A 21,011-nucleotide genomic window follows, 5' to 3' on the forward strand; every position below is an offset into this window, starting at 1 on the left:
TAGTTGTTCGCGTCGCGGATCAGCCCGTCGCGCACACCGTGCAGCATGTTCACGATGTTGCGGAAGGCCTGATTCATCTGACCCATGGTGTCGTAGGAGGTCGCCTGGGCCTGGCCGCTCCAGCCGGCACCGGCGATGTTCATCGACGACGCCCACATCTTGCGGGCCTCGTCCTCAACGGTCTGCGCGTGGACCTCAAACCGGCCCGCCATCGCCCGCATCTCATGCGGGTCAGTCATAAAACGTGTTGCCATGTTGGCTTTCTCCTTAATACTGAGTGACTTGTTTTCAGTTGTGAGTGACGCTGGCTCAACGGTTACGCGTCAGCGCGCCGCGGAGCCACATGCAGAAAGACTTCCCCCCATACCGTCGACCGGGGCACGTCCGGCGTACGGACGTGCAACCCCAGCCACGGCGATTGAAAACTCGGATCCCGGGGCCTCAGCCCAGCCGTCAGACCCGACATTCGCAGAACCGCTGAACCTGATCAGCCGGCGGCCGCTGCGTTGGCGGCTTCGGTCGCGGCGTACGACCCGGAGCTGATGCCCAGGGTGCTGACGAACTGCTCGTGAATCGCGGCGGCCTGGGCGCTGACCGCCTGGTACATCTGCGCGTGAGCGGCGAACTGCGCCGCGGTCAGGGCCGACACCTCGTCGGCCGCCGCCGGCACTACACCGGTCGTCGGGGCGGCCGCGGCCGCGTTCTGAGCGCTCAACGCCGAGCCGATCCCCTGCAGGCTCCCGGCCGCAGCGGCCAGAGCCTCAGGCTGTGTGGTCACGAACGACATGGTTTTCCCTCCTAAAAATTGTCCCCCGCACTGCTCTGTGCAAGAGAGTAGATGATTACTTCCGTTTCAAGCTGAATCCGAGACCACCTGTTCGCAATTGTTCACTGGATGGCACGGCGAATTCACTTTTAGTAACGACACAGTAACAGCGCCCGGCCCCTACCGCTGGCGTTCACAGGACCGTCACAGCAAACCGACAAGGTGAACCCCTACGGGTCGCCGTTGAAGGCCGGTTGGCCAGCACGGATGGAGCTTATCACCGATGCGGCGAAATCGCGTCGGAGCAAATGCCTGCGCGGCCCCATCACCGAGTCCACAACCTAGCCCGCCGCGGGCGGGCGGGCCATCACCGTCGGCCGGAATCCGTACCGGGGGCCGGCTCCGCTTCCGCCGGTGCCCGCGCCGGCCAGCGGCATGCCGCCCAGCAGGTTTCCGGCCGCCGCGTCGGGTGCCTCCCGCACGTTGCTCACCGGGATTGCCGTCGCGTGGCTGGGCGCTGAAACCGGCCCGGACCAGGAGGCTGGCACGGACAGCTTGCCGATCGAGGTGGCGCTGCCCAGATGCGCCGCCACCGGCGGGGCGCCGCCGCCGAGCAGCCCGCCGAGCCCGGGCAGGCCCTTGGGGACGGCGGCCGCGGCGGCCGGCGCGGCCGCCGTGAGTGCCCCCGTCGACTTTGCGATCTGGGTGAAGGAGTTGCCCATACCGATGCTGAAGTACGGCAGGCCCTCGGTGTTGTAGAGGACGCCCGCGTACGGCGAGACCGCAGACATGAACGCGGAAAGGCTGGCGCCGGGGAACGACTGCGACCCGAACAAGACCTGCCACACCGCGGACAGCGGCCCGCTGCCCGACGCCAGATACCACCATTCCTGTTGGAGTGGCGTGTAGAACGGCGACGCCAAGCTCGCCAGCTGCGCGGTGATCTGGCTGATGGCGGCGTTGATCTGGTTCTGGATCGAGCCGACCGACGTCGTCGCTGCGGCGGTCGTCGCGGCCGCCTGGGTGGTCGAAGCGGCGGGATTGGCGATGGCGGGTGCGGCGGTGAATGGGGTGACGTTCGACGCCGTCGCCGAGTTGCCGGCGTAGCCGTACATCGTCGCGGCGTCCTGGGCCCAGAACTCGGCGTACTGGGCTTCCAGCTGCGCGATGATCCCGGTGTTCTGCCCCAGCACGTTGGTCGACACCGCCTGCGCCAATTGGGTTCGGTTGGCCGCGATCAACGGCGGGGGCACGATCGCGGCGAACGCCGCCTCGTAGGCGGCCGCGGCCGCGCTGGCCTGCGTGGCGGCCTGCTCGGCCTGTGCGGCGGTCGTGCTCATCCAGTCCACATACGGTTGCACCGCCGCGGCCATGGACGCCGAGGCGGGCCCCAGCCACTCCTCGCCGGCCAGCTGCGTCACCACGTTCTCGTAGCCCAGGGCGGCCGCGGTGAGCTCCGCGGCCAACGAGTTCCAGGCCGAGGCCGCGGTCACGAGCGGTGTCGAGCCCACACCGGCGTACAGGCGCGCCGAGTTGACCTCCGGCGGTAACGCACCGAAATCGATTGCCATGTCCTGACTCCTTCATCAGTCGCGGCCACGGTGGCCGCTCTATACAGCTGGTTATCCGGCGGATGGCGGGCGTGCCAGCACGCTGCGCTTGAATCCGTATTCGCGGGGCGGCCAGGCCGAGCCCGAGCGTCGGCTGCCGGTGCCCATCGGCATGCCGCGCAGCAGCCCGTTGCCCGCACCCTGCGGGTCGGTGGCGTAGTCGACGGCGATCGCCTGGGTCGCCGATTCCTCGGCCGCGCCGGGAGAGCCGGCCCAACCCTGTGGCACCGACAACCCGCCGATCTTGGTCGCCGAGGACAAATTCGCCGCGATCCCGCCATGGCCGGCGGCGCCGCTGCCGACTGCGCCCAGGTGCAGGCCGGCAAACTGCGGGGTCGCGTACCAGGCGCCCTGCGCGCCGGCCGTCGTCCCGCCGGGGCCGAACGTCACCTGCTGTGCGATCGAACTGAGGAAGCTCGTCATGCCGGTGGAGAAGTAGGCGAGTCCCACGGTGATGCGAGACAGTGCGGTTCGGTTCGACACGTTGAGGGCGACGACCTGCTGCACGATCCACCAGTTGTACGGGTTCAGCTGCGAGGCCAGCGCCCCAGCCGAAAGCTGTTGCAGCGCTTGGTTAATCGACGTGAAGACCGACGTGATGGAAACCGCGTCGGGGGTCAGCGCGAGCGCCGGGGCGCCGGTGCCCACCGGCGTGGCGATGGCCTGGCTGACCGCGGCCGCCTGGGCGGCCAGCCCGCCTTGGTCGGTGGCCTGTGCCGGCTCGCCGAACGGGGTCAACTGCGTCGCGACCGCCGAGGCGGCCGCGTAGCCGTACATGGCCGTGGCGTCCTGGGCCCACATCTCGGCGTACTGCGCCTCGGTGGCCGCGATGGCCGGAAAGTTCTGTCCGAAGAAATTGGTCGCCACCAGCGTCGCCAACAACACACGGTTCGCCGCGATCAGCGGTGGCGGCACCGTCAGCGTAAACGCGGTTTCGAAGGCGGCCGCGGCGGCCCTGGCCTGGTTCGCGGCCTCCTCGGCGAGCTCCGCCGCGGAGCCGAGCCACGAGATGTAGGGCGCCGCGGCGGCCACCATGGCCCGCGACGCCGGGCCCAGCCACGGCGAGCCGGTCAGCTCGGTGACGGTCGACGAGTAGCCGGTGGCCGCCAGACTCAACTCGGCGGCCAGCCCGTCCCAGGCCGAAGCCGCGGCCATCATCGAGCCAGACCCCGGGCCGGCATACATCCGGGCCGAGTTGATCTCTGGCGGTAGCGCGCCGAAGTCCAACACCTATGAACCGCCGGGCCGAAACGACATGTTTTCTCCGCAAGTTCTGGCAGCTGTTCGCTTGAGTGGAGGCTAAGGCCGGCAATCCCCGCCCGGAGCCGAGCGAAGTGGCCGGGCTCATGGAGCGACGCCGGATCGCCCGATGGTCCGGGATCGACGCGGGCCTCGGTCGGTGAGCGGCGGACGCGCGAAGGCACCGTCCGCTAGCTGCGAAAATGTAGCGACAATGCGCCGAACCCGCTTCCGGCGCGCACGCCACGCCGGCCCGGTTGCCGCGAGATCGGCGGGACGAAAGCGGCCGGGCCGGGTAAAAATCCGGCCGCAGATAAAGCCGCCGAATTGGGCATCAACGGGGCGGCGGGCCCGCCGCGATCTGGGCGCGCTCGCGCGTCGACCCGGTCGGGTTTTACCCCAAAACGCCGTCGTGGGCGCAGGCAATTGTGCCCGCGCCCACGACGCCAGTTGTGCTGGAAAGCCGGCTACCCGCCCAGGGGTGGCCGGGCCATGACGGTGGGACGGAACCCGTACCGCGGACCGGCGCCGTTGGCGGCACCGGAGCCCACGCCCGCCAGCGGCATGCCACCGAGCAGGTTGCCGGGTCCCCCGGCCGCCTCCGGCGCTGCGCTGATGCTGCTGACCGGAATCGCGTGGGCCGCGGCCGCCGTCGGGGCCGTGGCGCCCGTCCACGAGACCGGCACCGACAGCTTGCCGATCGACGTCGCGCTGCCCAGGTGCGCCGCCGCCCCGCCGGCGCCACCGCCGAGCAGGCCGCCCAGCCCGGGCAGGCCCTTCGGAACGGCCGCCGCCGCCGCCGCGGGCCCGGTGATCGCCCCCAGCGTCTTGGCCATCTGGATACCGAAGTTGCCCATACCGACGCTGAAGTACGGCAGACCCTCGGTGTTGTAGAAGAAGCTCGAGAAGTTGTTGTAGCCGCTCAGGAACGTCCCGACGTTGGACGGGAGCACCGTCTGGCCGCTGATCAGGAACCAGAGCTCGGTCAACGGGTTGTTGGTCCCGAATTGGTTCACAGCCGAGACCGTCGAGCTGGGCGTGGCGAGGGCGCCCAACGAGCTCTGAATCTGCGTGAGGTAACTCTGCAGGGTCTGCTGGATCGAGGCGGCCGGCGCCGCGGACTGCGTGACGGCGGCGGCGGCCGGGTTGGCCACCGTCGGCGCGTTCTGGTACGGCGTCACCTTGGCCGCGGCCGCGGACTGGCCGGCGTAGTTGTACATCGCCGCGGAGTTCTGCGCCCAGAACTCCTGGTACTGGGCCTCGAGCTGCGAGATGATCCCGTTGTTCTGGCCCAGGATGTTGGTCGCCATAGCCTGCGACAACTCCGTGCGGTTGAGCGCGATCAGCGGCGGGGGCACGACCGACGCGAGCACGGTCTCGTAGGCCGCCGCGGCGTTCTGGGCCTGGGCGGCGGCTTCCTCGGCCTGACCTGCGGTGGTCGTCATCCACTGCACGTAGGGCTGCGCCGCCGAAGCCATCGACGCCGATGCGGGCCCCATCCACTCCTCGCCGGCCAGCTGGGTGATGATCTGGTCGTAGCCCATCGCGGCCGAGGTCAATTCGGCGGCAATCCCATTCCATGCCGCGGCCGCCGCCATCATCGACCCGGAGCCCGGGCCCGCGTAGATCATCGCGGAGCTGACCTCCGGCGGCAACATACCCAAGTCACTCATCACTGCCTCCTAGCCGGCCGCGGCCGCGTTGGCCGCCTCGGTCGCCGCGTACGACCCCGAGCTGATGCCCAGGGTGCTGACGAACTGGTCATGAATCGCCGCCGCCTGCGCGCTGACGGCCTGGTACATCTGGGCGTGCGCGGCGAACTGGGCCGCGGTGAGCGCCGAGACCTCATCGGCCGCAGCGGGCACCACGCCGGTCGTCGGGGCCGCTGCCGCAGCGTTCTGGGCGCTCAACGCCGAGCCGATACCCTGCAGGCTGCCCGCGGCCGCCGCCAGCGCTTCTGGCTGTGTGGTCACAAAGGACATGTGGTTTCCTCCTCAACTTTCAGGCTCGATGACCTTAAGGAAAGATTTGCTGCTGAAGATTTACTTCAGACATGGCTTGCTAGTGAGACTAATTGGATCCCTCCGGGTCGCGCCTCCTTAGCGCCAACTGTTCATTGGTGGACAACTGTTGTTCATTCGCGGCCTCTCGATCATCCGGCCGATGGCGGGCGGGTCAGCACGCTGTAACGGAACCCGTATTTGGTGGTGTAGCCGTATCCGGCGCTGCGCCGTCCGACGCCACCCATCGGCATGCCGCGCAGGATGGCGTTGGGTCCGGGCGCGGCGCCGGCGTTGCCCGGGGCCTCCTCGCTGACGGCGCTGACCAGGGTGGCCTCCGCGGTCGGGTTGGCCCAGTTGGCCGGCACGGACAACGCTCCGACCTTGCCGGCCTGGCCCGCGCTGGCCAGGACCGACCCTGCGCCGTTGCCGCTGATTGAACTCGCCCCGATCGCCCCCAGGTGCAACCCGGCGAATTGCGGGGTCGGGAACCAACCACCGGCCGCACCGACGGTGGTGCCAGCGCCGAACGTCAACTGCTGGCCATAGGACCAGCCGAAGTTCCCAATCCCGACACCGAAGTAGGCCTGCAGGGTCTGCCTGGCCGAGTTGAACAGCGGCGGAGTGATGCCGAACCAGTTGTTGCTCGGGGAGGGAAGCCCATAGGTGAGCAGATCTTTCAGCTGGTTCTGCAGCATCGAGAACGGCCAGGTCGTGAACTGATAGCCGTTCAGCTGCTGCAGCGCCAGTTGCTGCAACACCTGCGGGATCGCCGCGATCTGATCCACCACGCTGGCGGAGTTGGCGGCCGGCTGGGCGGTGGCCTGCGCGACGGCGGCGCCCTGGTTGGCCGCCGCGTTCGGGGTGCTGGTGTTGGGCGGCGCCTGGTACGGGGTCAAGACCGTGGCGGCCGCCGACGAGGCGGCGTAGCCGTACATGGCGGCGGCGTCCTGCGCCCACATCTCTATGTATTGCGCCTCGGTGGCCATGATCGCCGGCGTGTTCTGCCCGAAGAAATTTGTCGCGACCAGCGTGGCCAGCTGCACCCGGTTGGCCACGATCACCGGCGGGGGCACCGTCATCGCGAACGCCGCCTCGAAGGCGCCCGCCGCGGCCCGCGCCTGGCTGGCGCTGTCCTCCGCCAGACCGGCGGCCGAGCTGAGCCAGCTCACGTAGGGCACCACCGCGTTGACCATCGCCGTCGACGAGGGCCCAACCCAGGGCGCGCTGATCAAATCGTTGATCACCGAGTCGTAACCGGAAGCAGCCGTGCTCAGCTCCGCCGCCAACTCGTCCCACGCCGTCGCGGCGACCATTATCGACTCGGCCCCCGGGCCCGCATACATCCGACCGGAATTGATTTCGGGCGGTAACGCTCCGAAGTCGAACACCGTGTCCTCCTCAGTTGGCCATGATCGCGGCGGCGATCATCGCGGTCAGGTACAACCCATGGTGGGCGCGGTCACGACTTTGTCGACCAGCAAACCCGTTCGACGGGATAGTCCGCGCACTGCGACGCGCGTTCCCACTGCCCGGACAAGTGCTCCGCCACCAGGATTGCCTGGATTTCCGGTCAGGAACGACATGCACAATCCGCCTCGACTACCCCGCTGTCAGCAACCGAGCGACAGCTCTTTGGTGCACGAACTGCCGCTCGCGAAAGACATTAGCTGCTCGTTCCTGGCCCGCCGCCCGAGGATGCCAACTGTTCATTCCCCGCCAACCAATGTTCACTCCCGGCCAGCCCCGGTTCACCAGAGACAACCGAATGTTCATCTCGCGTTTGGCTAGCGGTCGGGCTTGCTGCGCCGCTAGTCCTCTTCGAGGATCAGCGCCATCTCCGGGCAGGAGGCCACGCCGTCGCGAGTCACCTGCTCGTCCTCGGGCCTCACCTCGTGCTCCTCGAGGATCGAATAACCCGACTCATCGATGGGGAAAAGGTTTGGGTCGACGGCGTAGCACTGGGCGTGGCCAACGCATTTGGACGTTTCGAGACGAACCTTCACGAGGTTTCCTTCTTCGTTTCCTTCGGCGGCTTTCGCGAGAACCCGGAACGGACCTGACGAATCGATACGTAGATTAGCCGGTCGATAAAGTCTAGGAGACGGTCGTCGATCGGGGCCGACACGATTGGTGCGCCCCTGGCCCGCGTGCGATATTGGGGTGCCGTCGACAAGGCGGCACGACACGAATTCGACGGACAACGAAAACTCAACGGACAAGCGGAGATCAGAGCCCATGAGCACTCTCGGCGAAGGCCAGCCGGGCGCCTTCCACCTGCCGCGGCTGGAATACACCAAGTTGCCGATGTCCGCCGACCGCGGTGTTGGATGGAAGACCCTGCGCGACGCCGGGCCGGTGGTGTTCATGAACGGCCACTACTACCTGACACGACGCGAGGACGTGCTCGCCGCGCTGCGCAATCCCAAGGTGTTCTCGTCGCGGCTGGCGCTGCAACCCCCGGGCAGCCCGTTGCCGGTGGTGCCGCTGGCGTTCGACCCGCCGGAGCACACCCGCTACCGAAAGATCCTGCAGCCGTACTTCAGCCCGCAGGGGTTGAGCGCGTCGCGGCCGGTGCTGCAGCGGCACGCCGCCGAGATGATCGCCGCGCTGGCCGAACAGGGCAAGTGCGACGTGATGGCGGATTTCGCGCGGCTCTACCCCTTTCAGGTTTTCCTGGATCTCTACGGATTGCCGGTCGAGGACCGCGACCTCGTCATCGATTGGAAGGACTCCGTCATCGGGGACAAGCCCTACATGACGAAGGAGGACCACGAAAAGGCGCACCTGCTGTTGGCCTATCTCACCGACGCGATCAAAAAGCGCCGGGAGAACCCGGGGTCCGACATGTTGTCGCGGGTGATGACCGGCGAGGGCGACTTCACCGATCTCGAGCTGCTGGGCATGAGCCACCTGCTGATCCTCGCCGGCCTGGACACGGTGACCGCGTCCATCGGGTTTTCGCTCTACGAACTGGCGCGCAGGCCGGAGCTGCGCGCCGCGCTGCGCGACAATCCCCGGCAGATCCGGGTTTTCATCGAGGAGATCGTGCGGTTGGAGCCGTCGGCGCCGGTGGCGCCCCGGGTCACGACCGAGATCGTCAATGTCGGGGGCATGATGCTGCCCGCCGGCACGCCGGTGCGGCTGTGCATGGCCGCGGTGAACCGCGATGGCACCGACGCGATGTCCACCGATGAGCTGTTCCTGGACGGCAAGGTGCATCGGCACTGGGGATTCGGCGGCGGACCGCACCGCTGCCTGGGTTCGCACCTGGCCCGCATCGAGCTGACCATCATCGTCGCGGAGTGGCTCAAACAGATCCCGGACTTCGACGTGCCCGAGGATTACCAGCCCGAGATCAAGTTCCCCTCAAAGACCTTCGCGCTCAAGACATTACCGTTGCGCTGGGGCTGAACCCCAGCCCCAGCGCAACGGCTACTTCTCCGAGCGGTCCCTACTTGCGGAACTCGGTGGCGGCCACCTGGACGAACACGCCGGTGTCCTCGGCCATCAGCAGGCCGCGGCCGCGGGGCAGCGGGCCGCCCTTCATCTTGCCGCGGATGAAGCCCTCGTCGGGGTCGGCGTCCATCACCAGCAGCGGCGCGTTGGCCTGGTGCAGTGCCCGCAGCATCGGATCGCTGCCCGCCGACGACCAACCACCGAACGTGCGGGTGACGATCACGTGCAGGCCCACATCGGCGGCCCGGGTCACCCAGGCGGCGGCCTTGTGCAGTGGCGAGTCGAAACCGGCCGGCATCTGCTGGATGTCGTCGACGATGAGGAAGATCTCCGGGCCGCTCCACCAGGAGTGCGACAACAGCTCCTCCGCCGACAGGCCCGGTGGTGGTTCGCGGCTGGCCAGCAGGGCGGACATGTCGTTCATCATCGCCTGCACGCCGTCCAGGTTGTACGCGAACTTCTCCACGTACTCCGAGCCCAGCACCGTCAGGAGCTGACGGCGCGGGTCGACCAGCCACACCTGGGCGGAGGGCCGCCCGGCCGGTGGCGGCGGCGCGCTGCTGGCGCCGGGCGCGTAGAGCCGCCCGATCTCCGACATGATCGTCGCCAGCGTCGTGGTGCGACCACATTCGCGTCGGCCGGTCACCATCAGGTGCGCGTTCTCGGCGAAGTTCAGATAGACCGGCGCGAGGTCCAATTCCGATATGGCCCAGACGATTCCGCCGGCACCGACCCCCTGACGGGTGTCGCGGGCGGCCAGTTCGCGCACCTGCTCGACGCCGAAGCGCGCGGGCAGGCGGCGGATCGGCGGGGCCTGGCCGCTCGCGAGGCGGCCGACCGCCTCGACGATGCTGTCCGACGCGAACACGTTGTCCGGCGTGCTGGCCAGCGCGGGCCGCGCCACCAGCGTGTGCAGACCCGCCTGCGGGTCGGCGTCGAGGCGGACGTAGTTGACCGCGACCATGCCGCGTCCCGGCTTGACCGGAACTTCCTTGGCGAACCGGGAACGCACCAGCTTCGCGTCCTCGACCGCGGCCAAGCGCAACTCGACGCGGGAACCGAAACCGCTACGCACCGGCGGCCGCAGCTCCGACTCGCGGTCCGCGGTGACGATCACGTGCACACCGAACGAGGGTCCCTGGTTGATGATCAGGTTCACCTGCTCGATCAGCACCTCGTTTTCCTCGGCCAGCGCCCGGTAGTTGTCGATCACCAGGTAGACGTCGCCGAACCCGTCGTTGGGCACCGGCCCGGCCTCGCCGCCGAACTTGCGGCGCCGGAACACGTCCATCGAGGCGATCCCGTATTCGAGGAAGCTGCGCTTGCGCTCCCGAACCAGCGCCAACAGCTCGGCCACCGTGCGGCGCACGCCGTACGGATCGGTGGGGCCGGCCACCTCACCCACGTGGGGCAGGCGGGCCACCGTGGTCAGCGCGGTGCCGCTGTAGGCCAGGCAGTAGAACTGGACCTGCTCGGGCGTGTGGGTCAGCGCCGCCGAGCAGATCAGCGTCTGCAGCGCCGTCGTCTTACCCGAACCGCCGGCCCCGAGGATCAGCACGTTGGCGCCGGGCCCGGAGGTATCGACCGTCCACGGCGGCTGGTCGTGCTTGAAGGGCCGGTCGATGATCCCGATCGGGAACACCAGGTTCTGCTCCGTGCCGTAGTCCTGCTGCCACTGGCGGCCGATGAATCGGTTGACGAGCTCATCGATGGCCACCGGCGAGTTGAGCGGTGGCTGCCACAACCGGTAGGGCTCGAAGTCGATCCTGCGCAGCTGATCGATGATCACCGTGCCGACCTTGGGCGTCCGGACGCCCTCGTCGTCCTCGCCCTCGGCTTCCGCCAGCTCGGCGGGCAGCAGCTCACCGTTCGAGCCGTTCGAGTGAACCGACTCGATGCTCGGTCCCCCGACGCTCACCTCGAGCGGGGTGAACGAGTTGGTGAACAGTTGCGGGCGAACGTAATCGATGCTGTGCACCAACGCCGGGGCCACCTCGCCGTCGATGGTGAGCCCGGGCGAGATGTAGTCCCGCCACAGGAACTCGGCCTGGAACCGGACGATGTCCTCGAGGCTGCGGCGGAAATAACCCAGACCAGCCTGGGCCGGCAGGTTCACCGCGTTGGGCACGCCGGCCGCCTGCGCCGCGCCGGCGGTGCGCGCCTTCAGCACCAACCGGTAACCCATGTTCTCCATGAGCTTTTCCGCGCGGCTCTCGATCGTCTGCGAGGCCATCATCAGGTGGATCCAGTAGGCGCGGCCCTGCCGTCCGATCGAGTCCAGCACGTCGACCGCCGTCGGCATGATGCGGAACCACTCGTAGAACTCGTCGATGACGACCACCAGCATCGGCAGCGGCGGCATGTCCTGGCCGCGGGCCCGCATCCGGGAGCGCACGCTGTTGTATTCCTTGGCGTCGTCGACCCCGGCGCTGTCGCATATCGTCTTGCGGCGCGCGATCTCGCCCCACAGCGCGTCCAGGAAGCGCTCCATCAGCGCCTGGTCCTCTTCCAGGTCGGTGATGATGCGCGACACGTGCGGCACACCGGAGAACGGCTTGACCGCCGAACCACCCTTGAGGTCGGCCAGCACGAACTGCAGCTCCTCCGGCGGGTGCCCGAGCATCAGCGATTCGATCACGGTTCGCACCAGCGTCGACTTACCCGAACCCGTCGTGCCGGACATGACCCCGTGCGGGCCGTCGCCGCCTTCGTCCAGCGACTTCATGTCCAGGAACAGCAATTCGCCGTTGTCGGAACGGTTGCCGAAGGGCGCGCGCAGGCGCGACCGGCCCATCGCGTCGGTGCGGCTGCCCCACAGCGCGTCGAAGTCGATGTCGGACGGATCGTCAATGCCGTAGTACGCCAGGACGTCCCGGGCGCCGATGTGGGCCACCCGCTGGCCGATCTCTTCGTACGCCTCGGCCAGCCGCCAGCGCGCCAGCTTCTGGGCGAACTCCTCGGACTCCTCGATGCTGAGGTGGTCGGTGAGCGCGAAGAACCACGGCTTCTCGTCGATGACCATCCAGGTGTCGCGGTCGCGCGGCAGGGCCTCGATCACGCCCCGCTCGTCGAACCGCAGCGTCCGCTCGGGCACGGCCGCCCACATCGACGAGCCGGTCAGGTCGAAGAACGTCACGCCGTCGATGCCCTCGGCGCTGATCACGAACTCCCACTGCGGGTCCTCGACGTCGGCGATGATCACCGTGTGCGGCGTCGGGGTCTGCGCCGACGAGCTGGCGTGCCGGGGCGTGAAAGAGCCACGGCCGGCGAACAATTCGGCCTGCTCCGCGGCGAACTCCCGCACCGAGCTGTAGACCATCCGCGCGTTGCCCGCCGCGTCATGGCGCCGCGAGTCACCGAAGTGTGGCAGCCACTTCACCCAATCCCATTGCTCCAGGTCCGAACTGACGACGACCATCTGGACGTGGTCGGGGCCGTGCGAGAACGCCAGCTGGCACACGATCGCCCGCATCAGGCCCAGCACCTGCTCGCGTTCCCCGATCAGCGAGTACCAGGGTTCGACCAGCAGGGAGATCATCTTCGGCAGGTTGTAGACGACGCTCTGGTAGCGGCCGAATTCCTGCAGCGCCTTACCGGTCACCGGCTCGAGCTCGATGTCGGTCGGCATGTTCTGGGGCTCACCCCAGGTCACCTCGGGACGCGTCATGCCCACGCCGACCCGGACGACACCGAAGTTGAGGTCCTTGCCGTCCGGCTTGCGCTCCCACATCCGCGACGAGCCCACCGCGGCGGGCAGCGTGTCGGGCGCCGGGTGGAACCAGCGGTAGTTGGCGTCCATGCTGTCGGCCGACTCGTGGGCGGTCTCGCGCAGCATGTCGAGCATCAACATGAACTGGGCGCGCATCGCGTCCAGCTTCGGCCGGCTCATCTGCTGCTGGCCGCCGAACCGGCCGCCGAACATCATCATCGCCATGCCGCCGATCATGAAGATCGGGAAGATCGCGCCGACGCCGCCGAACACGTGCGAGCCGCTGGCGAAGGTCATGGCAATCATGCCGCCCAGAAGGCCGATCACCACGACGCCGACCACCACGATCCACCAGGGCTTGCCCTCCGGCGGGGGAATGCTCAGCGGGGTCGGTAGGACGATGTTCTCCGGCTTGATGACCGGCGGCTTTTCCGGTGTCGGGCGCGCGAATCCACGTTTCATCGGGGTACCACCAACTCTGCAGGGGACATGTCCATCGGTAAGGTGTCGTGCTCCACCAAGGCGTCCGCCCGGGAGAGCGTCGGGCCCTGTGGCAGCAGCCGCAGCGCCACCCACGGCGCCAGGCTCGGCGCGGTCTTCAGGCCGAGCGCCTCTCGGGCCTCGCGGGTGTCGTCCACCCCGAACCGCGCGCCGGCGTCGGTCAGCCACCACAGCGATTCGGTGGTCTTGGCGCCGGGGTCGTTGCCGGTGACGGCCACGAAGTTGGCGTGATCGGGGCCGAAATACACCTGGTCGGCCTCGCGGCCGGTGGTGTCGGCCTTCACCAGCGACACGACCTTGCTCATCTCCTTGGACGCGACGGGGATGGTCGACCCGGAGATGACCTGGATGCGGGCCCGGTTCTCACCGGAGGTCTTCTGCCACCACCAGCAGGTCGCCGGGTTCTCCCGCATATCCATCACGTTGAGCGGGTTGTCGGGATACGACGACAGGTCCAGCTTGTTGACCACCGGCATCTTCGCCAGGGCCGACGGCTCCACCGTGACCGGCTTGTTGTTGCCGGGGCCGCCGGCGTTCTGCAGGATCTGCGCCACCAACGGCGGCAGCGTCTGCACGCCGTCGGCCAACACCAGCGAATACTGTTGCGGCCCACTGATTTGCGGGGTGACGATCACCGTCCCCACCGGGCCGGGCGCGCTGGCGAACGTCGCCGGGGTGCCCGCGTTCGGTATCTCCGGCACCGTCAGCTCGGGCCCCACCGGCAGCGCGTCGTACAGGGCGCGGCTCATCGGCTTGGCCATGCTGACCTGCTCCGGGGTCAAGCCCAGCGGCAACAGCACCGAGCGGTTCATCGCGTCGATCTTCGACCGCCGGCCCTGCCGGACCACCCACGCGTCGTCGCCGTAGCGGAGCACCACGGCGTCCGAGCCGTTCAGGACCTGCCGGTGGCCGCTGAGGTCCGGGGTCCCGTCGATCACCGTCACCGTCACCCCGGACGGCGCCCCGACCCCGGTCGAGCCGGCCACCGTGTCGCACACCAGCCATGACGACGCGGTCGGTGTCTTGGGGGCGAAGTTCGACGGCGCACCCGGGATGCCGACCAGGGGCCCGCGCGGCAGGTTCGCGATCTGGCTCCCCCGAACCAGGTGCGGATTGTCGGGCCGCCCGGTGATCAGCCGCGCCGACGCCAGGTTCAGCGCCGGGTACAACTTGTCACCGACGCGGACGTAGAGGGCGCCGGAGTCGCGGTCGGCGATGATCGGCGACTCGTTGATCTGGCCGGACGGGCTGATGAACGACCACAACAACGCGCCCAGGCAGATCACCAGGCCGGCGGAGACCGAGGCCACCAGGGCCAGCGTCTGGCGCCGCCCGGGCTCGATCTCCATGCGGACCCGCCAGCGGGTCAGCGCCATCGAGGTTCGCCGAGCCAGGAACTGGTAGCCGGTCACCTGGGTCTTGGTCGACAACCCAAGGCCGTATCCCGTCCCGCGCTGCCCGCGACTTTCTTCCGCCACGCTAATTCACCATCCGGTCTGCTAGAACGCCTGGACACTGTCCTTGAAAAATATCCGGGCGCGAATTACATCGACAACCGTAAGGGACCCGCACGGAGCTCGCCACGCGTTGCCGTGCACGTTCACTTGGATTCAATCTCGCCGCGTGGACGAATCCGGCCGCTTTCGGGTCGTGAGTGTCGCTAAGGGTGCCAGCAGCGGCGCTGACACTTTTGCTGTTCCCCACTCATCCCCCGGCTGGATTCCTCACGTCTTCACTGGGCATGTTAACCGGGGACGCCCGCTTAGTCCTGTCGAACGGCCAGCTTCGCCCGCCCGGCTCGGCGGTGAGGCGACCGAACCGCTTCTCAAGCAAGATGGGCGACATGACGGAGCTCGCGCCCTCGCTGGTCGAACTCGCCCGCCGCTTCGGCATCGCCACCGAGTACGACGACTGGACCGGCCGGCGCGTGCTCGTCGGAGAGCACACGCTGGTGGCCGTGCTCGCCGCGCTCGGTGTCGCCGCCGGCACCGAGCAGGAGCGCAACGCCGCCCTGACCGCGCAACGGCGGTCGCATTGGGAGCGCCGGATGCCGGCGACCATCGTCGGGCGCACGGGTGAGCAGATCCGGTTCTGGGTGCACGTGACGCACGGCGATCCCGCCGAGGTGTGGCTGCAGCTCGAGGACGGCACGGTCCGCGGCGGGGTGGCGCAGGTCGACAACTTCACCCAGCCGTTCGAGCTGGACGGGCGCTGGATCGGTGAGGCCAGCTTCGTCCTGCCCGCTCACCTGCCGCTGGGCTACCACCGCGTGCACCTGCGCTCCGGAGACTCCGAGACCAGCACCGCGCTGATCGTCACGCCGGACTGGCTCGGCCTGCCGGAGCGGCTGGGCGCCCGCCGCGCCTGGGGCCTGGCCGCGCAGCTCTACAGCGTGCGGTCGCGGCAGTCGTGGGGCGTCGGCGACCTCACCGACCTCAGCGACCTCGCGGTGTGGTCGGCATCGCGCCATGGCGCCGACTACGTGCTGGTCAATCCCCTGCACGCCGCCGCCCCGTCCGGGCCGTCGAGCCCGATGGAGCCGTCGCCGTACCTGCCCACGTCGCGGCGCTTCTTCAACCCGCTCTACCTGCGCGTCGAGGCGATTCCCGAATACGCGGGCCTGACCAAGCGGGGCCGGGTGCGCCGGCTGCGCACGGACGTCCAACAGCGGGCGGGCCGACTCGACGCCATCGACCGCGACGGCGCCTGGGCCGCCAAGCGCGCCGCGCTGCGGCTGCTGCACCGGGAGCCGCGTTCGGCGGGCCGTGAGCTCGCCTACGCCGCGTTCCGCGACCGCGAGGGAACCCCCCTCGACGACTTCGCCGTCTATTGCGCGCTGGCCGAGGAATACGGCGACGACTGGCATCGCTGGCCGGACTCGCTGCAGCACCCCGGCGCCGCCGGCGTCGCGGGGTTCGTCGAACGGAACGCGGACGCCGTCGATTTCCACCGCTGGCTGCAGTGGCAACTCGACGAACAACTCGCCTGGGCGCAGTCCCAGGCGATCCGGGCCGGGATGGCGTTGGGCGTCATGCACGACCTGGCAGTCGGGGTGCACCCCAACGGCGCCGACAGCTGGGCCCTGCAGGACGTGATGGCGCTGGGCGTGACGGCCGGCGCGCCGCCTGATGAGTTCAACCAACTCGGCCAGGACTGGTCGCAGCCACCCTGGCGCCCGGACCGGCTGGACGAACAGGAATACCGCCCCTTTCGGGCGCTGATCCGGGCCGTGCTGCGGCACGCCGGCGGCGTCCGCATCGACCACATCATCGGGTTGTTCCGGCTGTGGTGGATCCCGCGGGGCGCATCGCCGACCGAGGGCACCTACGTGCGCTACGACCACGAAGCGATGATCGGCATCGTCGCCCTGGAAGCCCACCGGGCGGGGGCGCTGGTCGTCGGCGAAGACCTCGGCACCGTCGAACCGTGGGTGCGCGACTACCTCTTATTACGCGGCGTGCTGGGCACCTCGATCCTGTGGTTCGAGTTGGATCGCGACGGAACCGGCGGGCCGCTGCCAGCCGAGCGCTGGCGCGAATACTGCCTGTCGTCGGTCACCACCCACGATCTGCCGCCGACGGCCGGTTACCTGGCCGGCGACCACGTGCGGCTGCGGGAGTCCCTGGGGTTATTGACCCGGCCGGCGGAGGTCGAGCTCGAATCCGACCGGGCCGAGCTGGCGGCCTGGATGGCCGAGCTGCGCCGGGTCGGGCTACTGGATGGCGGCCAAGCCGTTCAAGACGACCCGGAGCAGGTGATTCTCGCCCTGTACCGGTACCTGGGCCGGACACCGTCGCGGCTGTTGGGGGTGGCGCTGACGGACGCGGTCGGTGACCGGCGGACCCAGAACCAGCCGGGCACCACCGACGAGTACCCCAACTGGCGGGTCCCGCTGACCGGCACCGACGGCCGACCGGTGCTGCTCGAGGACGTTTTCACCGATCGCCGGGCGGCCGCGCTGGCAGAGGCCGTCCGCGAGGCGATCGGGCCGCCGGGATAACACCACCTGTTAGCTTCTGGTGCCATGACGGCTTCGCTGAAATTCGGGGTTCTGGCGCCCGTCGCCGAAGGTGTCACCGCGGATCCGGAGTGGATGGCGAGCTTCGCGGGGCACCTGGAACGGTGCGGGTTCGAATCGATCGTGGTCGTCGAGCACACCGTGCTGGCCACCCGCTACGACAGCGTCTACCCGTACGACAGCTCGGGGCGGGTCGGGCTGGCCGCCGACTGCCCCATTCCCGACCCGCTCGACCTGCTGGCGTTCTTGGCCGGGCACACCAGCCGGCTGCGGCTGGCCACCGGGGTGCTGGTGCTACCCAACCACCATCCGGTGGTGCTGGCCAAACGGGCGGCGACGGTCGACGCGCTCTCGGGCGGACGGCTGCGGCTGTGCGTGGGAGTGGGCTGGCTCCGGGAAGAGGTCGAGGCGTGCGGCGCGGAATTCGACAACCGGGGCAGGCGGGCCGACGAGCAGCTGGCCGTGTTGCGGGCGCTGTGGGCGGACAGACCGCAGGGGGTGTCGCACCACGGCGAGTTCTTCGACTTCGACGACGTCACGTGCTATCCCAAACCCGTTGCCGGCGAACGGCTTCCGATTTACATCGGCGGGCACAGCAAAGCGGCGGCCCGCCGGGCGGGGCGGTTGGGCGACGGCCTGCAGCCGCTCGGAGTGGCCGGCGCTGAACTCGGGTCGCTGATCGCGCTGATGCGCGACGAGGCGTCGGCGGCGGGCCGCGACCCGGCGGCGCTGGAAGTATCGCTGGGCCACGCCGTCACCAAGATCGATGCCGAGCGCGCGGGCGGCCTCATCGATCAGGGGGCCGACCGGATCGTGCTCTCGATGCCGCCGACCGCCGACATCGAGGAGGCCAAGGACGTCCTGTCGGCGTGCGCCCAGCGGCTGTCGTTGAGCTCGTGACCCTCTCGGCGACCGACCGCGCGGCCCTCAGCGACTTGGTGCACCGGTATGCGGCCTACGTGGACGACCGTCGATTCGACTCCGTGGCAACGCTTTTCACCGAGACGGCCGAGTTGCGGGTGCCCGAGCCGGCGGATGCGCTGGAGCCCGTCCACGTCCACCGCGGGCAGGCGGCCATCGTCGCCGCCGTCGCCGCCGTCGCGGCCGTCACCCGCACCGAACACGCCGTCGTCGGCGAGGTCTATGACGAGGGCGCCCGGGGCGGCACCGCCGTCGGGCGCGTCGCGTGCGTCGCGCATCATTGGAGCCCGCGCAGGGACGAGGTCGTCGACGTGGTCTGGCACCTGCGCTACGACGACGAGTACCGGCTGACCGACGCGGGCTGGCGGATCGGCCGACGGGCCCTGACCGTCAACGCGATCGAGACCCGGCCGGCCCGCCGATTGCGGCCGCACGACCTCGCCTAGCGCGCAGCTATTGCGCTGCGGGCGTTAGCTGGGGCAGACCTGCTTGACCCAGCCGTCGAGGGCTTTGTTGTTCTTGGTGTAGTCCGGGTCATCGAAGTGCGCGCCGCCCGTCGTGACGAAGTGTTCGATCGCGTCCTTGACGGAAGCCGGCGGGTTGTAGCCCTCCAAGGTGTCGGCGGCTTTCCGTGCGGCATCTTTGTCCGACGCGGTGAGCAGGTCGACGTTCGCCCCCGTGACGTCGACGCATTGGCTCGAATCCAGGGGCACGACCCGCGCGTTCGTCGCCGTTCAGAAGGTTATGCCCAAACTCACAGGGACCGCCAAGGAACCGATTCTGCGGCAAAAATACCTGGTTTGTTCGGCAGTTGCGGCTACCGCTATTCATGACGAGGCGGATTTTGCCCCCAGGCAACTATTGCCGAAGACCGCAGACCCCGCGGCGGAGCCTCGCCGCCTGAATGAGCCCAATTAATCCAAGTGCATTCGGGTAAATTCGGCCCCGTGACGAATACCGAACATCGGGACCCGCGCGTTGACAACGCCGCGACCGCCGGGGGGCGGGCAGCGCACGACGGCTCAGTATCGACAGTCGCGGCGGGCACGCCGCTGACGTCAATCCCCGACTACCGCAACGAAATACACACCGCCGAGGACACCATCGACGTCGAGGCGTACGGCGGCGGCTTCGACCTCACCCGTCGGGCGACGGCACCGAAGCTGCGCGTCGGGCGGGACAAATGGTTCAACCTGCTCTGGCTGATCCCGATCGGCTTCGCCCTGCTGGTCGTCGGCGTGGCGATGGGCAAGGGCCTGCACAACATGCCGGCGGTGCAGTCGTTCATCCAGCGTTACCCGGGAACCGATACCCACACTGGCGTCAGCCCCGGCCTGCCCGCCTGGATCGGGTGGACGCACTTTTTCAACCTGTTCATGATGATGTTCATCGTCCGGACGGGGATCCAGATCCTGTGTGACCACCCCCGCCTCTACTTCAGCCGCAACGCGACACCGGGCAAGGACGAGTGGCTGCGGGTGGGGCCGCCGGTGCCCGACGACGAGCTGTGGACCGCCAACGCCGACACCGTCTCGCTGCCACCGCAACTCGGGTTGCCGGGATTCCGGCACTCCATCGGGCTGGCCCGGTGGTGGCACCTCGGCATCGACGTGCTGTGGCTCGTCAACGGGTTGGTCTTCTACGTGTTGTTGTTCACCACCGGCCAGTGGCGCCACATCGTGCCCACCAGCTGGGACGTCTTTCCCAACGCCGCGTCCGTTGCGGTGCAGTACCTCTCGCTGGACTGGCCGAAGGACGACGGTTGGGTCGCCTACAACGGCCTGCAGCTGCTGGCGTACTTCACCACGGTCTTCATCGCCGCGCCGGCGGCGCTGATCACCGGCCTGGGCATGTCGCCCGCGCTGTCGCAGCGCGTGCACTGGCTCAGCAAGCGGCTGAGCATCCAGCACGCGCGTTCCCTGCATTTCGTGGTGCTGGTGTATTTCTTGTTCTTCATCCTGGTGCACGTGACGATGGTCCTGACGACCGGCGCGCTGCGGAACCTCAACCACATGTTCGCCTCGCGCGACGACGACAGCTGGGTGGGTTTCTGGATCTTCGCCGCGGCGATGGTCGTGACCGCCATCGCGTGGGTGTGGGCCACCCCCTTCACGATTCGCCATCCCCGGGTGATCCAGCGGGTCGGCTATGCGCTCGTCGGCCCCTTTCAGCGCGCGCTCGAACAGCTCGACCCCAAGCCCGGCGCCTTCACCGAGAAGGACATCTCACCGCATCACTGGCGCAACGGCCGCCTGCCCGAAACCGTCGAGTACAAAGAGTTGGAGGCCAACGACTTTCGCGATTGGCGGCTGAAGGTCTACGGCCTGGTCGAGCATCCCATGGAATTCTCGCTCGATGACCTCAAGGCGCTGCCCTACCACGAGCAGATCAGCCAGCACTTCTGCATCCAGGCGTGGTCGGGCGTGGCCAAGTGGGGTGGCGTGCAGATGAAGGCGATCATGGACATCGTCAAACCGCTGCCCGAGGCGAAATGGGCGGTGTTCTATTCGATGGGCCTCGGCGCCACCGGCGGCATCTACTACAACGCCCACCACATCGGCCAGATGGATCACCACATGACGATGCTGGCCTACAACATGAACGACCAGCCACTCCCCTACCTGCACGGCAAGCCGCTGCGGCTGCGCAACGAGCTGCAGCACGGCTTCAAGCTGGTGAAGTGGATCAAAGGGATCGAGTTCGTCGCCGACTACCGCGACATCGGCAGCGGGTACGGCGGCTACAGCGAGGACCACAAGTATTTCGGGCGGCACCAGACGCTGTAGCG

General features: G+C 68.5%; 16 protein-coding genes. 5 read left to right on the top strand and 11 right to left on the bottom strand.

Annotation, left to right across the window (positions count from 1 at the left end; genetic code table 11):
- The 8 genes from AC5Y5E_RS26710 to fdxE form a co-directional block, all read right to left on the bottom strand.
- Positions 1-254, bottom strand: a 254-nt coding sequence (locus AC5Y5E_RS26710; protein WP_499906426.1) for a WXG100 family type VII secretion target, incomplete at its 3' end; no start/stop codon positions are given.
- Between the two features lie 233 nt (positions 255-487).
- Positions 488-787, bottom strand: coding sequence for a PE family protein (locus AC5Y5E_RS26715; RefSeq protein ID WP_066912455.1), 300 nt, complete (start codon positions 785-787; stop codon positions 488-490).
- Between the two features lie 320 nt (positions 788-1,107).
- Complete coding sequence (locus AC5Y5E_RS26720) at positions 1,108-2,337, bottom strand: PPE family protein (RefSeq protein ID WP_499906428.1); 1,230 nt, start codon at positions 2,335-2,337, stop codon at positions 1,108-1,110.
- A gap of 51 nt (positions 2,338-2,388) precedes the next feature.
- Positions 2,389-3,606 (bottom strand): PPE family protein, encoded by a 1,218-nt coding sequence (locus AC5Y5E_RS26725; RefSeq protein ID WP_499906430.1) that lies wholly within the window; start codon positions 3,604-3,606, stop codon positions 2,389-2,391.
- Positions 3,607-4,082: 476 nt separating this feature from the next.
- Complete coding sequence (locus AC5Y5E_RS26730; RefSeq protein ID WP_499906432.1) at positions 4,083-5,288, bottom strand: PPE family protein; 1,206 nt, start codon at positions 5,286-5,288, stop codon at positions 4,083-4,085.
- Between the two features lie 9 nt (positions 5,289-5,297).
- Entirely contained in the window at positions 5,298-5,597 is a 300-nt protein-coding gene (locus AC5Y5E_RS26735; protein ID WP_499906434.1) for a PE family protein, read from the bottom strand.
- 170 nt (positions 5,598-5,767) lie between these two features.
- Positions 5,768-7,006: a PPE family protein gene (locus tag AC5Y5E_RS26740; RefSeq protein ID WP_499906436.1), complete on the bottom strand. Its 1,239-nt coding sequence runs from the start codon at positions 7,004-7,006 to the stop codon at positions 5,768-5,770.
- A 420-nt stretch (positions 7,007-7,426) separates the two neighbouring features.
- On the bottom strand, positions 7,427-7,621 hold the full coding sequence (gene fdxE, locus AC5Y5E_RS26745) for a ferredoxin FdxE (protein ID WP_499906437.1): 195 nt from the start codon (positions 7,619-7,621) through the stop codon (positions 7,427-7,429).
- Between the two features lie 232 nt (positions 7,622-7,853).
- On the opposite strand from fdxE, the gene AC5Y5E_RS26750 reads away from it, so the two are divergent.
- A complete protein-coding gene (locus AC5Y5E_RS26750; RefSeq protein ID WP_499906439.1) occupies positions 7,854-9,029 on the top strand; it encodes a cytochrome P450 in 1,176 nt (391 codons plus the stop codon).
- A 40-nt stretch (positions 9,030-9,069) separates the two neighbouring features.
- On the opposite strand, the gene eccCa is transcribed toward AC5Y5E_RS26750, so the two are convergent.
- Together eccCa and eccB are read right to left on the bottom strand one after the other, a co-directional pair.
- A complete protein-coding gene (gene eccCa / locus AC5Y5E_RS26755; RefSeq protein ID WP_499906441.1) occupies positions 9,070-13,245 on the bottom strand; it encodes a type VII secretion protein EccCa in 4,176 nt (1,391 codons plus the stop codon).
- Positions 13,242-14,762: a type VII secretion protein EccB gene (eccB, locus tag AC5Y5E_RS26760; RefSeq protein WP_499906443.1), complete on the bottom strand. Its 1,521-nt coding sequence runs from the start codon at positions 14,760-14,762 to the stop codon at positions 13,242-13,244. Before eccB ends, eccCa begins: the two co-directional genes overlap by 4 nt.
- Before the next feature lie 365 nt (positions 14,763-15,127).
- On the opposite strand from eccB, the gene malQ reads away from it, so the two are divergent.
- Genes malQ through AC5Y5E_RS26775 form a run of 3 tightly spaced genes read left to right on the top strand, consistent with a single transcriptional unit; the run spans position 15,128 to position 18,669 of the window.
- Positions 15,128-17,284, top strand: coding sequence for a 4-alpha-glucanotransferase (gene malQ, locus AC5Y5E_RS26765; protein WP_499906445.1), 2,157 nt, complete (start codon positions 15,128-15,130; stop codon positions 17,282-17,284).
- Positions 17,285-17,320: 36 nt separating this feature from the next.
- On the top strand, positions 17,321-18,202 hold the full coding sequence (locus AC5Y5E_RS26770) for an LLM class F420-dependent oxidoreductase (RefSeq protein WP_499906860.1): 882 nt from the start codon (positions 17,321-17,323) through the stop codon (positions 18,200-18,202).
- Positions 18,199-18,669, top strand: coding sequence for a nuclear transport factor 2 family protein (locus tag AC5Y5E_RS26775; RefSeq protein ID WP_499906448.1), 471 nt, complete (start codon positions 18,199-18,201; stop codon positions 18,667-18,669). Before AC5Y5E_RS26770 ends, AC5Y5E_RS26775 begins: the two co-directional genes overlap by 4 nt.
- Before the next feature lie 24 nt (positions 18,670-18,693).
- Here AC5Y5E_RS26775 and AC5Y5E_RS26780 read toward each other — a convergent pair whose 3' ends face one another.
- Entirely contained in the window at positions 18,694-18,936 is a 243-nt protein-coding gene (locus tag AC5Y5E_RS26780; protein ID WP_499906450.1) for a hypothetical protein, read from the bottom strand.
- Positions 18,937-19,170: 234 nt separating this feature from the next.
- On the opposite strand from AC5Y5E_RS26780, the gene AC5Y5E_RS26785 reads away from it, so the two are divergent.
- Positions 19,171-21,009, top strand: a complete 1,839-nt coding sequence (locus AC5Y5E_RS26785) for a molybdopterin-dependent oxidoreductase (protein ID WP_499906452.1) — start codon at positions 19,171-19,173, stop codon at positions 21,007-21,009.
- The last annotated feature ends 2 nt before the right edge of the window (positions 21,010-21,011 follow it).

The sequence above is a fragment of the Mycobacterium sp. NGS54 genome (genome assembly GCF_059812465.1).